General features: G+C 69.6%; 15 protein-coding genes. 11 read left to right on the forward strand and 4 right to left on the reverse strand.

Annotated features, from left to right (window positions below):
• The first annotated feature begins 331 nt into the window (after positions 1-331).
• The 6 genes from B842_RS11590 to B842_RS11615 are packed head-to-tail and all read left to right on the forward strand — an operon-like array spanning position 332 to position 6,722.
• A complete protein-coding gene (locus B842_RS11590; protein WP_040087673.1) occupies positions 332-3,292 on the forward strand; it encodes a Na+/H+ antiporter subunit A in 2,961 nt (986 codons plus the stop codon).
• Positions 3,293-3,784: a Na(+)/H(+) antiporter subunit C gene (locus tag B842_RS11595; RefSeq protein WP_040086816.1), complete on the forward strand. Its 492-nt coding sequence runs from the start codon at positions 3,293-3,295 to the stop codon at positions 3,782-3,784.
• Positions 3,777-5,552 (forward strand): Na+/H+ antiporter subunit D, encoded by a 1,776-nt coding sequence (locus B842_RS11600; protein ID WP_040086818.1) that lies wholly within the window; start codon positions 3,777-3,779, stop codon positions 5,550-5,552. The genes B842_RS11595 and B842_RS11600 overlap by 8 nt, the downstream gene beginning before the upstream one ends.
• Positions 5,549-6,058 (forward strand): Na+/H+ antiporter subunit E, encoded by a 510-nt coding sequence (locus B842_RS11605; protein WP_040086819.1) that lies wholly within the window; start codon positions 5,549-5,551, stop codon positions 6,056-6,058. The genes B842_RS11600 and B842_RS11605 overlap by 4 nt, the downstream gene beginning before the upstream one ends.
• Positions 6,059-6,060: 2 nt before the next feature.
• Entirely contained in the window at positions 6,061-6,336 is a 276-nt protein-coding gene (locus B842_RS11610; protein ID WP_040086821.1) for a monovalent cation/H+ antiporter complex subunit F, read from the forward strand.
• A gap of 5 nt (positions 6,337-6,341) precedes the next feature.
• The gene (locus tag B842_RS11615; RefSeq protein WP_040086822.1) at positions 6,342-6,722 is read left to right on the forward strand and encodes a monovalent cation/H(+) antiporter subunit G; all 381 of its coding nucleotides are present in this window, start codon (positions 6,342-6,344) and stop codon (positions 6,720-6,722) included.
• A 22-nt stretch (positions 6,723-6,744) separates the two neighbouring features.
• Here the strand turns inward: B842_RS11615 and B842_RS13295 are convergent, their stop codons facing one another.
• From B842_RS13295 to B842_RS11635, 4 genes are read right to left on the reverse strand one after another with little or no spacing between them, the layout of a single operon-like run.
• Positions 6,745-7,137: an alpha/beta fold hydrolase gene (locus tag B842_RS13295; protein WP_052437917.1), complete on the reverse strand. Its 393-nt coding sequence runs from the start codon at positions 7,135-7,137 to the stop codon at positions 6,745-6,747.
• On the reverse strand, positions 7,134-8,279 hold the full coding sequence (locus B842_RS11625) for a glutamate--cysteine ligase (protein WP_040086824.1): 1,146 nt from the start codon (positions 8,277-8,279) through the stop codon (positions 7,134-7,136). Before B842_RS11625 ends, B842_RS13295 begins: the two co-directional genes overlap by 4 nt.
• Positions 8,279-8,905 carry a LytR C-terminal domain-containing protein gene (locus B842_RS11630; protein ID WP_156119517.1) on the reverse strand — a complete coding sequence of 209 codons (627 nt, stop codon included), beginning with the start codon at positions 8,903-8,905 and terminating at the stop codon, positions 8,279-8,281. The genes B842_RS11625 and B842_RS11630 overlap by 1 nt, the downstream gene beginning before the upstream one ends.
• 10 nt (positions 8,906-8,915) lie before the next feature.
• Positions 8,916-9,203, reverse strand: coding sequence for a DUF3263 domain-containing protein (locus B842_RS11635; protein WP_040086827.1), 288 nt, complete (start codon positions 9,201-9,203; stop codon positions 8,916-8,918).
• On the opposite strand from B842_RS11635, the gene B842_RS11640 reads away from it, so the two are divergent.
• From B842_RS11640 to B842_RS11660, 5 genes are all read left to right on the forward strand, one after another.
• Positions 9,202-9,786 (forward strand): peptide deformylase, encoded by a 585-nt coding sequence (locus B842_RS11640; RefSeq protein WP_040086828.1) that lies wholly within the window; start codon positions 9,202-9,204, stop codon positions 9,784-9,786. The two genes, B842_RS11635 and B842_RS11640, sit on opposite strands and share 2 nt — an antisense overlap.
• Positions 9,787-10,806 carry an N-acetylglutamate synthase, CG3035 family gene (locus B842_RS11645; RefSeq protein WP_040086830.1) on the forward strand — a complete coding sequence of 340 codons (1,020 nt, stop codon included), beginning with the start codon at positions 9,787-9,789 and terminating at the stop codon, positions 10,804-10,806.
• A 127-nt stretch (positions 10,807-10,933) separates the two neighbouring features.
• Complete coding sequence (locus tag B842_RS11650) at positions 10,934-11,686, forward strand: helix-turn-helix transcriptional regulator (protein WP_052437918.1); 753 nt, start codon at positions 10,934-10,936, stop codon at positions 11,684-11,686.
• Positions 11,687-11,801: 115 nt separating this feature from the next.
• Complete coding sequence (locus tag B842_RS11655) at positions 11,802-12,221, forward strand: VOC family protein (RefSeq protein ID WP_040086831.1); 420 nt, start codon at positions 11,802-11,804, stop codon at positions 12,219-12,221.
• 21 nt (positions 12,222-12,242) lie between these two features.
• The gene (locus B842_RS11660; protein WP_040087677.1) at positions 12,243-13,064 is read left to right on the forward strand and encodes an exodeoxyribonuclease III; all 822 of its coding nucleotides are present in this window, start codon (positions 12,243-12,245) and stop codon (positions 13,062-13,064) included.
• Positions 13,065-13,067: the final 3 nt, after the last annotated feature.

The following is a 13,067-nucleotide window of genomic DNA, read 5'->3' on the forward strand; positions in this document are numbered from 1 at the left end:
CGGAACCTGAGTCAGGTTCCGCACTTTTCTTTTTCCGGGCCCCACCTCGCGAATGTATGAACAAGGTGTCCCCCGGGAGGGGCGCAACACACCCTTATATAACAGTCTCGGATAGACTGGGACCTCGTTGGCCGCGCCGCCTCAACCGACGCCGCCTCAATCTTGGGTGTTTCTCAGTGCTCTCATTCCTCTCGTCTGCCCGCCACCACACCCGGCGGGGATACAGGGAGCAACTGCCGCTGGGGGCAGCACGCACGTTGGCGACGACAACCACGGCACCGCGGTTCTCGCCTTGTCCTGTCCGCTCCACGCGAAGGGGAACATCGCCGACGTGCTGTTACTTCTTGCTGCCCTGACCATCACCTCGCTGGTCGCCCCATTCCTCATACGTTCGCTCGGCCGGGCCGCCTTCGGACTCCTCGCGATCGTGCCGGCCGCCGGCTTCCTCTGGGTGCTGTCGCTGTTCACGTCCGGCCGCTTCGCCGACGGCGGGGAGCTGCGCTACTCCCGGGAGTGGATGACGGCCGCGCACCTCGACCTGGAGTTCCGGCTGGACTCCCTGGCGGGCCTGTTCAGCCTGATCATCCTCGGTGTCGGCGCGCTCGTGCTGTTCTACTGCTGGGGCTACTTCGACTCGAATCCCCGGCGCCTGGCGATCTTCGGCTCCCAGATGGCGGCCTTCGCCATGGCCATGTTCGGCCTGGTGACCTCGGACAATCTCCTGCTGATGTACATCTTCTGGGAGATCACGTCGGTGCTGTCCTTCCTGCTGGTGGGCTACTACGGCGAGCGGGCGTCGTCACGGCGCTCCGCCAGCCAGGCCCTCATGGTGACCACCCTCGGCGGCCTGGCGATGCTGGTCGGCATCATCCTCTTCGGCCGTCAGACGGGCGTCTGGAGCCTCTCCGGGATCGCCGCGTTCACGGAGGTCCCGCACACCCCGCACATCACGGCGGCGATCGTCCTCATCCTGGCGGGCGCGCTGACCAAGTCCGCGATCGCCCCCGGCCACTTCTGGCTGCCCGGCGCGATGGCCGCCCCCACGCCGGTGTCGGCCTACCTGCACTCCGCGGCGATGGTGAAGGCGGGCATCTACCTGGTGGCCCGCCTCGCACCGGACTTCAACGTGGTGAACACGTGGCACCTGGTGGTCATCCCGCTGGGCCTGCTGACCATGCTCATGGCCGGGTGGATGGCGCTGCGCCAGAAGGACCTCAAGCTGGTTCTCGCCTACGGCACGGTCTCGCAGCTGGGCTTCATCACCGCGACGGTGGCGATCGGCTCGCGGGAGGCGATGCTCGCCGGGCTGGCGCTGACGTTCGCGCACTCCCTGTTCAAGGCGACCCTGTTCATGATCGTCGGTGCCATCGACCACACCACCGGCACGCGTGACATCCGCGAGCTCTCCGGCCTGGGCCGGAGGCAGCCGTTCATCGCGGGGCTGGCGCTGCTGTCGGCGCTGTCGATGGCGGGTGTGCCGCCGCTGTTCGGCTTCGTCGCGAAGGAGTCCGTCCTGGAGGCGGTCATGCACGAGGAGCTGCTCATCGGCATGCCGCGGAACATGATGCTCGTGGCGATGGTGCTCGGCTCCGTGCTCACCATGGCCTACTCGCTGCGGTTCCTGCACGGCGCCTTCGCCACCAAGCGGGAGGCCCACGCGACCGGGGGCGGCGAGTCGGAGGCCGTGTCCGGCATGACGCCGATCGGCCCCCGCCTGTGGCTCGCCCCGCTGGTGCTCACCGCCCTCACTCTCGGCCTGGGCCTCTACCCGCGGCCGCTGTCGGGGGCGCTCACCGCGCACCTGGACAACGTCTTCCCGCCGGACCCGGGCGAGTCGGCCGGCCACCTGGCGCTGTGGCACGGCCTGACGATCCCGCTGGCCCTGTCCGCGTTCATCATCCTCGGTGGTGTGGTCATGCACTGGCAGCGCGAGGTCATCGCGAAGGCACAGTTCGAGGAGCCCGCCCTGGGCTCCGCGGACGCCGCCTACGACTCGGTCCTCGACTTCCTGCGCACCGCCTCCCTGCGCCTGACGGCCTCGACGCAGCGTGGTTCCCTGGCGGTCAACCTGGGCATCATCTTCGCGGTGCTCATCTCCCTGCCGATGGCGGCGCTCATCCTCGGCGACCGTCCGGACGTGCGCATGGTCCTGTGGGACTCCCCGTGGCAGGCGCTGGCGTCGGGCATCATCATCGTCGCCGCCATCGCGGCCACCCGCATGGACAACCGCCTCTCCGGCGTCATCCTCGTCGGCGTGACCGGTTACGCGCTGGCCGCCCTCTTCGCCATGCACGGCGCCCCCGACCTGGCGCTCACCCAGACGCTGGTGGAGACGGTCCTCATGGTCATCTTCATGCTCGTTCTGCGTAAGCTGCCGACCTCCACCGAGTGGAGCCAGTCCCCCAAGGCGAACCGCGTCCGCGCGTGGCTGTCCATCGCCGTGGGCCTGTCGGTGACCGTGGTGACGATGTTCGCCATCAACGCCCGCACCCACGACCCGATCTCGCTGTACATGCCGGACCTGGCCATGGACATCGGCCACGGCGCCAACGCCGTCAACGTCCTGCTCGTGGACCTGCGCGCGTGGGACACCTTCGGCGAGATCTCGGTGCTCGTCATCGCCGCCACCGGCGTGGCCTCGCTCATCTACCGCACCCGCTCCTTCAGCCGCGTCTCCCGCCGCCCGACCCTCACGGTCACAGGCCGCCGCTGGCTGGCCGCGGGCGTGGAGACCGAGCGTGCCCAGAACCGTTCCCTCATGGTGGACGTCGCGACGCGCATCCTCTTCCCCTCGATGATGGTGCTCTCGCTGTACTTCTTCTTCGCCGGCCACAACGGCCCCGGCGGCGGTTTCGCGGGTGGCCTCGTCGCCGCCCTCGCGTTCACGCTGCGCTACATCGCGGGCGGCCGCGCCGAGCTCGAGGAGGCCCTGCCCGTCGACGCCGGACGTATCCTCGGCACCGGCCTGATCCTCTCCGCCGCGGCGGCGATCTGGCCGATGTTCCTCGGCCACCCGCCGCTGACGTCCTGGTACGACTCCGTTGATCTGCCGCTCATCGGTTCCATGTCCCTGCCCTCGGCACTGCTTTTCGACGCCGGCGTCTACCTCATCGTCGTCGGCCTCATGATGCACATCCTCTCCTCCCTCGGTGGTCAGCTCGACCAGGAGGAGGAGATGCGCAAGCAGCGCGCCCGCGACCGGGCCCGGTCGATGGCGCGTGCCGCGGAGCGGCGCCGCACGATGGCGGCACCGGCGGCACCGGCGGCGTCGACAAGCGAAGGAAAGAAATAGATGGTGGCGAACCTCTTCCTGCTGCTGGCGGCAGGTGCGATGGTCTCCGCGGGCGTGTACCTCGTGCTCGACCGTGCGATGACGAAGATGATGCTGGGGCTGATGCTCATCGGCAACGGCGCCAACCTGCTCATCCTGCAGGCCGGTGGCCCCGCCGGCTCCCCGCCGATCATGGGGCGCGAGTCCCTGTTCTACGGCGAGGCGCTGGCCGACCCGCTGGCGCAGGCGATGATCCTCACGGCGATCGTCATCGCGATGGCCATGACGGCGTTCATCCTCACGCTGGCCTACCGCCAGTACCGCTACCGCACCGCCGACGTCATCGAGGACGACATCGAGGACGCCGCCATCGCGGCCCGCCCCGCCACGGCGAGTGCGGCGCCCGACCACGACGCCTCCGACGACCCGGACACCGGCCGCGTCACCTCCGAGGGAGACACCTTCGGACTGCGCTCCTTCGAGGCCCCGGTGAAGGGTGAGATCGATGACTGAGACCCTCACCCCCTTCGTGGACACGCTCCTGCCGCTCATGCCCCTCCTCATCCCGCTGCCGGTGATCCTGCCGGCGGTGGCGGCGGCCCTCGCGCTGCTCGCCGGACGGCACCCCCGCATCCAGCGCATCCTCGCGCTGGGCACGCTGCTGGTGCTGGGTGTGCTCGCGGCGTCGATGATCATCGTCGTCGACATGGAGGGCATCCAGACGGTGCAGCTCGGCGGGTGGGACGCCCCCGTGGGCATCACCCTCGTCGCCGACCGCCTGTCGACGGTGATGCTCACCGTCTCCTCCGTCGTCCTGTTCTGCGTCATGTGGTACGCCATCAGCCAGGGTGTGCGCGACGGCGGCAAGGACGAGCCGGTCGCCGTGTTCCTGCCCACCTACTTGCTCCTGAGCATGGGCGTGAACATGTCCTTCCTGGCCGGTGACCTGTTCAACCTCTACGTCGGTTTCGAGGTCTTCCTCGTCGCCTCCTACGTGCTGCTCACCCTCGGTGCCTCACCCTCACGCGTGCGTGCCGGCGTCTCCTACGTCATGGTGTCGATGGTGTCGTCGATGGTGTTCCTCTTCGCGCTGGCCGGCGTCTACGCGGCGGTCGGCACGGTGAACCTCGCCCAGATCGGCATGCGCATGGAGGACGTCCCGACCGGCGCGCGGGCCGCCATCTTCGGCACCCTGCTCGTCGCGTTCGGCATCAAGGCGGCGGTCTTCCCGCTGGACGCCTGGCTGCCGGACTCCTACCCGACCGCCCCGTCGCTGGTCACCGCCGTGTTCGCGGGTCTGCTGACGAAGGTCGGCGTGTACTCCATCATCCGCATGCGCTCGGTGGTGTTCACCGACGGCTCCCTCGACGGGCTGCTCATGTGGGTGGCCCTGGCGACGATGATCGTGGGCATCCTCGGCGCGATGGCGCAGAACGACATCAAACGACTCCTGTCATTCACCCTGGTCAGCCACATCGGCTACATGATCTTCGGCATCGCGCTGGGTTCCGCCCAGGGTCTGTCCGGCGCGATCTTCTACGCCGTGCACCACATTCTCGTGCAGACCGCCCTGTTCCTGGTGGTCGGTCTCATCGAGCGGCAGGCGGGCACCTCCTCGCTGCGTCGCCTCGGTTCCCTGGCCTACACCGCACCGGTCATCGCGCTGCTGTACTTCATCCCGGCGGTCAACCTGGGCGGCATCCCGCCCTTCTCCGGCTTCCTGGGCAAGATCATCCTGCTGGAGGCCGGGGCCAACGTCGGCGGCTTCATGTCGTGGCTGCTCATCGGCGGCGCGGTGGTCACCTCGCTGCTCACCCTCTACGTCATGGTGCTCGTCTGGTCCAAGGGTTTCTGGCGCGACCGCTCCGACGCCCCCGAGGGCAACGTCGCCATGGCCCGCCCGGCACCGCTCGCCGACGTCACCGACGAGGTCGAGTTCGTCGAGCGTGACGACGTCGGCCGCATGCCCGTCGGCATGGTCGCCTCCACCGCGACGCTCATCGCCGCCTCGCTGGCCGTGACCGTGCTGGCCGGCCCCATCGCCGGCGTCACCGGGCGGGCCGCCGAGTCCGCGCAGGACATCAGCATCTACCGCACCGCCGTGCTGGGCACCACCGCCGACAACCCCGGCCGCACCCTCGACCAGCAGCGTCTGGACGACGGCTCCGACACCCTGCGCAACCGCGACCACCTGCTCCCGGAGCCGCAGCCCGCCGTCGAGACCGCCGCCACCGGGCAGACCGCAGAGAACAACGTGGAGAACGAGGAGGACCAGCCATGATCGCCGGACTCAAACGCCGTTTCCGCCCCTGGTTCATCGTCTGGATCACCATCATGTGGTGCCTGCTCATGGGCGAGGTCACCTGGGCCAACGTCATCGGTGGGCTGCTCGTCGGCTGCCTCATCGTCTTCGGCCTGCCGCTGCCGGCGATGCCGATCGCCGGGCTGAGCGTCAACTGGTGGCTGCTGTTCGTCCACATGCTCACCTGGTTCCGGGACCTCGCGGTCGCCTCCACCAAGGTGGCGTGGCTGGCGCTGCGCCCCGCCGAACCACCGAAGTCCGCCATCGTGCGCGTGCCCATGCGGGTGTCGAACGAGCTCGTCCTGTCCTTCGCCACCGTGCTGTACAACCTGCAGCCGGGTGGTTCGGTCAGTGACATCGACATCGCCAACCGCATGTGGACGGTCCACCTGCTCGACGCCGGCACCGAGCAGGCGCTGGCCCGCGAGCTGGAGACCATCGCCACGCTGGAGCGCCGCATGATCCGCATCTTCGAGAGGAAGTGACCGTGAGCCCTGATCTGTACACGAATCTGCTGCTCATCCCCGCGGCGTTCTTCGCCCTGTCCTTCATCATCATGACGTGGCGGATCGTCGTCGGCCCGAACTCGATGGACCGCATGCTGGGGCTCGACGGTTTCGTCGCCATGCTGCAGTGTGCGCTGGCCACCTACATCTGCTGGACGCTCGACACGACCGTGACCAACGCGATGCTCGTCATCGCACTGCTCGGTTTCATCGCCTCGGTGGCCGTCGCGCGTTTCCGCAAGAGGGACGGGAGCTGAAAACCATGACCTACACACTGTTCGCGGACATCGTCTCGCTCATCCTCATCATCACCGGCTCGTTCCTGGTGTTCTCGGCCGCGGTCGGCGTCGTCCGCTTCCGGGACACGATGGCCCGCATCCACGCCATCACGAAGCCGCAGACCACCGGCCTGATCCTCACGATCCTCGGGGCGCTGCTCAAGGTCACCGGCTCCCCCGACTTCGGCATCGCCCAGCGCGGCGACCTGGGCATCCTGCTCCTGCTGGTGATCTTCGCGGGCATGACCTCCCCGGTCACCGCCCAGCGTCTCGGCCGTGTCTCGCGCCGTGAGGGTCTCTACGGCGACCCCGAGCACATGACACGTAACGACGCCCCCGCCGACCGCTCACTGCGCCGCCGCTGAGGCGGTCGAGGCGGTCGGGCGGTCAGGAGTCCAGGAACCCGCGGATCTCCGCGAGCAGCTGCTCCGGCTGCCCGGGTCCGGTCGTGGTGCGCAGCGTCGGCACCGGGGTGTCCAGGGCCTCCTCCTGCCGGCGCCGCAGGAAACGTGGCACGAGGCGGGGCGCCTCCGGCACGGACAGCACCGCGTGGGTGACCCGCTGCGGCTGCTCCCGGGCCAGGCGTGCCACGGCCAGGGCGCCGGTGCCGTGACCGACGAGCACCACCCGGCGCAGCTCCTGCCGGTCCAGGTACTGCTCGAGGGACTGCACGCCCAGATTGGGCAGCCACGGCTTCCAGTCGGCCGGGAAGGCGCGCACCACCTCCGTCCACACGTCCGGCAGGTGCCCGGTGGAGTGGACGAGGACGACGTCGCTCACGGGACCATCTCCTCCATCTCCCGGCAGGCGGCGTCGATGACGGGGATCCAGCTGCCGGTGACGTCGTGGATGCGACGCTGACGCTGGTAGCCGGCGCCACGTTCGAGGATCTCGGAGACCAGCTGGAGTTCGGCGAGGCAGCCGAGTTCGGTGGCGAGGGGCGCGAGTTCGTCGACAAGCTCCGCGAGCTCCTGGGTGACCCAGCGCTCGTCGGTGTCACGGCTGGTGATCACGAGTGCCTCCAGCCCGTAGCGGGCGGCCCGCCACTTGTTCTCGGCGACGTGCCAGGGCTGCAGGACGGGCAGTTCCTCACCGCGGTCGATCATGCGGTCGTAGTGGACGACCAGGCAGTGCGTGAGCGCCACGACGGCGGCGAGTTCCCGCAGGTTGGAGGTGGCGTCGGAGACCCGCACCTCGACCGTGCCCCACTTCGGGGCGGGACGGATGTCGAAGTGCATCGACCCGGTGTGGTTGATCACGCCCGAGATGCCCTGGTCGTGCATGTAGGACTCCCACTCGGCCCAGTTCCGGAACTGGAAGGGCAGGCCGGCGGTGGGCAGCTGCTGGTAGAGCATCGTGCGGTTGGAGGCGTAGCCCGTGTCGATGCCGTCCCAGCCCGGCGACGACGCCGTCAGCGCCAGCAGGTGCGGGTAGCGGGTCATCAGGGCGTTGATGATCGGCCACACCCGGTCCTCGTGGCTGATCCCGACGTGCACGTGGATGCCCCAGATGAGCATCTGCGAACCCCAGTAGCGGGTGCGCTCGATGATCTCGGCGTAGGCCATCTTCGCGCTGACCGGGTTCTTCCGCCAGTCCGAGAAGGGGTGCGAGCCGGAGGACCACAGGCACAGTCCGAGGTCGGCGGCGGCCTCCTTCACGGCGGCCAGGTCGCGGGCGAGTTCCGCGACCGCCTCCGGCACGGTTTCGTGGATGCCGGTGACCAGTTCGACGGTGTTCTGCAGGAACTCCTTCTCCAGGTGCACCTCCGGGTGGCGGGACCGGACGAGGTCGATGACCTCGACGGCCTTGGGCGCCAGGTCGCGGGTCTCGGGGTCGATGAGCGCGATCTCCCACTCGACGCCGAGCGTCGGCCGCGGGGAGCGGCGGAACGGGATCGGCTCGATGCCGGTCCCCGGGCCCATCAGAGCGCCACCTGGTTCACCAGCACCAGAGTCAGGTCGTTGCGACCGGCGGTGTTCTCCGGGAGGAAGCCCTCGTACTCGCGGGCGACGCCGCCGAGGCGGTCGGCGAGCTCCCGCGCCCGCTGCTCCGCGGCGGCGTTGCCGGGCTGGAAGAAGACGGTGGTCTCCGGGAGGATGTGGTCCGCCAGGTTGCCGACCTCCCCGACCTCGAAACCGTCCTCCCGCAGGCGGTCCGCGACCTGCGCGGCCAGGTTCGGCACCGTCGAGTTGTTGAGCACGTTGAGGCGCTCCGGCTCCGGGGCGGGAGCGGGGCGGGGCGCCGGGGGCTGCTGCTTCTCGACGTCCCCCTCCTCCCGCGCCTCGGCATCGGCTGCATCGTCGGCGGCGTCGGCAGCGGCGGTGTCACGGTCCGCCTCCGGGGAGGCGGACCGGCCGGGTGCGGTGGCCACGGCCGTGGTGTCCGCAGAGGTGGCGCTGCCCGCGCCGTCGGTGGTGTCCGACGAGTTCTGCGTCGAGGCGTAGAGGCCCCACATCGCCAGCAGCACAGCGACGGCGATGAGCACCATCGCCAGCCCGCGCAGCGGGAGTCCCGAACTGGACTGATTCTCCGGATTCACATTGGTCACAGTAGTCACTCTAGCTTTCGGTGTGTCCTGTGTCTCCGTCGCCACGCGCCGCCTCCCTCTCAATTGCCCGCCGGTCGCGGATACGCCGCAACCGGGCCAGCAGCACCGGGTGGGAGGCCATGGCCGCGGGGACGTCGATAAGCAGATTGAGGCGCTGATAGTAACGGACCGGGCTCATCCCGAGCTCCGCGCGGATGAGCTCCTCCTTCGCGCCGGCCGAACGCGGGGCACGCTCCTCGAAGTCGAGGAGGCGGGCATCGGATTCACTCAGGTCGGACATGCCTAAACTGTAGGCCATGACGATCCGACCGATTGTGATCCACGGCGACCCCGTGCTGCACAACCCCACCAGCCCCGTCGACCCCGCGGACATCCCGGGCGAGGAGATCCAGACCCTCATCGCCGACATGTACGAGACGATGGACGCGGCCAACGGAGTGGGGCTGGCGGCGAACCAGGTGGGTGTGGGCAGGCGCCTGTTCGTGTACGACTGCCCCGACGACGACGGGGTCCGGCACAAGGGCTGCGTGATCAACCCCGTGCTCGAGACCTCCGAGATCCCCGAGACCATGCCCGCCGACGACGGCTCCGAGGACGAGGGCTGCCTCTCCGTCCCCGGCGAGGGCTGGCCCACCGGCCGCGCCGACTGGGCGAAGGTGACCGGACTCGACGCCGACGGCAACGAGATCGAGGTCGAGGGCACCGGCTTCTTCGCCCGCTGCCTCCAGCACGAGGTCGGCCACCTCGACGGCTTCCTCTACACCGACGTGCTCATCGGCCGCTACAGGCGCCAGGCGAAGAAGGCCATCAAGGCGAACGGGTGGACCGAACCCGGACTGACCTGGATGCCCGGCGAGGTCGAGGACCCCTTCGGGCACTAGATGGGCATCTTCCGCTCCGACGACGTGGCCGTCGGCGACCGCATCGTCGTCCGCCGCCTCCTGCCCGACACACCCGGGCACCTCACCGACATCATCGGGCACGTGGTGAACGTCTCGCCGCTGGTCGTACGCCCGCAGCTGGTCGGCGGCCTCGAATCCACGGCGGAGGCGGTGGAGATCCCCGCGGAGCTCATCAAGGTGGTGCGGAAGCTCTCGCCGCGCCGCATCCGCAACTCGGACATCCGCGCCGTGGAGGTCGCCACCGCCAAGGCCTTCCCCGGCATCGAGCACACCTGGACCACCGACGGCCAGTGGCTCATGCGCGCCGGCGACGGCATCACCGAGCGCTCCAACTCCGCCGCCCCGCTGGGCCGTTCCGCCGGTTTCGGCACGGTCCCGCTCGCGGAGCTCCGTGAGTTCTACGCCCGCCACGACCTGCCCGTGAAGGTGCTCATCCCGGAGCGCATCGGCGCCCCCGCCGAGAAGCTCGTGGAGACCGGCGGGTGGCGGCTCGGCCCGGAGATCATCGTGATGACCCGTCCCCTCGCCGATCTCCACCTGAAGGAGGAACGGTCGCTGGTCCCGGAGCTCGAGTTCCGCCTCGACGCCCAACCCGACGCCGACTGGCTGGCGCTGTACAACTTCCGCGGTCAGCCGCTGCCGGTCGAGGCGCTGCGCCTGCTGCAGGACCAGATCGACGGGGAGATGGGCTTCGGCCGCCTGCTCACCGCCGCCGGCGAGACCGTCGCCATCACGCGCGGCACGCTCACGGCCTCGGAGGACGGGCGGTTCTGGCTCGGCTACTCCGCCGTGGAGGTCGCCACCGCCCACCGCCGCCGCGGCCTGGGCACCCGGCTCGGCGCCGAGATGCTGGCGTGGGGCGCGGCGTCCGGCGCCACCGATGCGTACCTGCAGGTCATCGCGTCCAACGCGGCCGGCCGCGCGCTGTACGCCAAGCTCGGGTTCATCGAGCACCACCGCCACCGCTACGCACGCCTCGAGGAGCCGACGGAGGGCTGAGCCGGGGAACCGACCACCTGGCCCTCGACGTGACGCCCGGCCGGACCTAGACTGTGACGTGGACCACTTGGTGCCCGTTACGTCACACACAACGGTTCCCGCCCCTCCGTCAGCCCGAGGACCCTCCATGAGCCCCTCCCGGCCCAGCCCCGCCCTGCTCGACCCGCGGCTGCTGCGCGCCGTCACCGACCTCATCCACTCGTCCGCGCTGCCCACCCTCACCGTCACCGACCTCGCCGACCACGTCGGCTACAGCCCCCACCACTTCAGCCGCATCTTCCACGCCACGGTCGGCCTCAGCCCCGGGCAGTTCCTCGCCGGTGCACGCATCGACGCCGCCAAGAGATTGCTGCTCGGCGGCACCGACGCGGTCATCGACATCGCGACGGCCGTCGGCTTCGACTCCCCCTCCAGCTTCACCCGCCGTTTCCGGACCACGGTCGGCACCACCCCCGGGGCCCTGCGCACCCTCGCCGACGACCTCGCGGAGACCACCCTGACCCCGGTGGCCGTCGGCGACCCCCGCCAACCTCCCGTCCACGTCACCCTCGACCTGCCCGCCGCCCTGCGGCCCGCCGCGGAGGTGGCGGTGTGGATCGGGTGGTTCCCCCGCCCGGTCCCCTTCGGGCTGCCCGGCAGCGGACGGATGATCCTCGGGGTCAGCGACCTCGTACTCCCCCTCCACCCGGGGCACCCGTGGCTGCTCGGGCTCGTCGTCCCCCGGCACGCGTCGCCGGAGGAGCTGCTCACCCCCGAGGCACCCGTCTTCGCGCTGCACCCGCTGCCCGTGACCGGCCCCGGCGCACTGACCCTCCACTTCCGGCTGGCCGCCACCCACACGCCACCCATGCTGTCGGCCCTCCCGGCGCGCGTGCCGTAGACCGCCGCACTGCGGAGGAGCGCACGTTCGGACACACACGCCCCGCCGGACAGCCCTAGACTTCAGAGCGTGTCCCAGCACACATCCTGACCCGACACCTTCAAGGAGCCACACCATGTCCATGCAGTTCAGCGCCAGCCTCTCCTTCCCCGGCAACGCCGCCGAGGCGTTCCGCCACTACCACTCCATCTTCGGCGGCGAGCTCGAGTTGCTCACCTACGGCGACATGCCCATGGAGGGCCTGCCCTTCGAGCCGCGCGCCGACGCCGTCGCCCACGCCACCCTCAACTCCGGCACCCTGAGCATCGCTGGCGGCGACGCCATGGAGGAGAACGCTCCCGCCCTCACCTCCGACGTCTACTCCCTCCTCCTCCAGTTCGACTCCGTGGCGGAGGCGCAGGGGATCATCGACAGGCTTGTCGACGCCGGCGGCGAGGTCGTCATGCCCTTCGAGCCCGCCCCGTGGGGCGACACCTACGGCCAGGTCCGTGACCGGTTCGGCGTCCTGTGGATGGTCAACGCCACGGAGGGCTGAGCCGCGACTAGGGTGTACGGCATGCGCATCGTCTCCTGGAACGTCAACTCCGTGCGCACGCGCGCGGACCGGATCGTGGATTTCCTCAGCCGTCACGATGTGGACGTCCTGGGGATCCAGGAGACGAAGTGCACCGACGCCCAGTTCCCCTACTCCGTGTTCGAGGCCGCCGGCTACGAGGTCGCCCACGCGGGCACCAACCAGTGGAACGGCGTGGCGATCGTGTCACGGGTGGGGCTCGCGGACGTCGAGAAGCACTTTCCCGGACAGCCGGGCTTCGACAAGGACCCGCACAACGAGCAGATCGTGGAGTCCCGCGCCATCGGCGCGACCTGCGGCGGCGTCCGGGTGTGGAGCCTGTACGTGCCCAACGGCCGGGAGATCGCGGACCCGCACTACGACTACAAACTGCGCTGGCTCTACAACCTGGGCTTCCACGTGGAGAACTCCCTGCGGGAGGACCCGCACCAGAAGACCGTCTACCTGGGTGACTTCAACATCGCCCCCCGCGACGAGGACGTGTGGAACATCGACTTCTTCGCCGGGAAGACGCACGTCACCGAGCCGGAGAGGATCGTCTTCGAGGGGCTTATCGAGGCCGGTCTCACCGAGGTGACCCGTCCGCTCACCGAGCAGCGCTTCACCTACTGGGACTACAAGGGTTTCCGGTTCCAGAAGGGCGAGGGCATGCGGATCGACTTCCAGCTGGCCACCCCGGAGCTGGCGCGGATGGCGGCCCACGCGTTCATCGACGTCGAGGAGCGGGCCGGGAAGGGCGCGTCGGACCATGCGCCCGTCGTGGTGGACTACGTGGAGAAGGCCACGTTCGACGAGGTGCGCTGACGC

The organism is Corynebacterium humireducens NBRC 106098 = DSM 45392, from assembly GCF_000819445.1.
Lineage (GTDB): Bacteria > Actinomycetota > Actinomycetes > Mycobacteriales > Mycobacteriaceae > Corynebacterium > Corynebacterium humireducens.

Bases quoted from the DNA above. Each gene is read 5' to 3' on its own strand.
- B842_RS11595 (WP_040086816.1), top strand. From the start codon at position 3,293: ATGGTGGCGAACCTCTTCCTGCTGCTGGCGGCAGGTGCGATGGTCTCC.
- B842_RS11600 (WP_040086818.1), top strand. From the start codon at position 3,777: ATGACTGAGACCCTCACCCCCTTCGTGGACACGCTCCTGCCGCTCATG.
- B842_RS11605 (WP_040086819.1), top strand. From the start codon at position 5,549: ATGATCGCCGGACTCAAACGCCGTTTCCGCCCCTGGTTCATCGTCTGG.
- B842_RS11615 (WP_040086822.1), top strand. From the start codon at position 6,342: ATGACCTACACACTGTTCGCGGACATCGTCTCGCTCATCCTCATCATC.
- B842_RS11625 (WP_040086824.1), bottom strand. From the start codon at position 8,279: ATGGGCCCGGGGACCGGCATCGAGCCGATCCCGTTCCGCCGCTCCCCG.
- B842_RS11640 (WP_040086828.1), top strand. From the start codon at position 9,202: ATGACGATCCGACCGATTGTGATCCACGGCGACCCCGTGCTGCACAAC.
- B842_RS11635 (WP_040086827.1), bottom strand. From the start codon at position 9,203: ATGGCCTACAGTTTAGGCATGTCCGACCTGAGTGAATCCGATGCCCGC.
- B842_RS11645 (WP_040086830.1), top strand. From the start codon at position 9,787: ATGGGCATCTTCCGCTCCGACGACGTGGCCGTCGGCGACCGCATCGTC.
- B842_RS11650 (WP_052437918.1), top strand. From the start codon at position 10,934: ATGAGCCCCTCCCGGCCCAGCCCCGCCCTGCTCGACCCGCGGCTGCTG.
- B842_RS11655 (WP_040086831.1), top strand. From the start codon at position 11,802: ATGTCCATGCAGTTCAGCGCCAGCCTCTCCTTCCCCGGCAACGCCGCC.
- B842_RS11660 (WP_040087677.1), top strand. From the start codon at position 12,243: ATGCGCATCGTCTCCTGGAACGTCAACTCCGTGCGCACGCGCGCGGAC.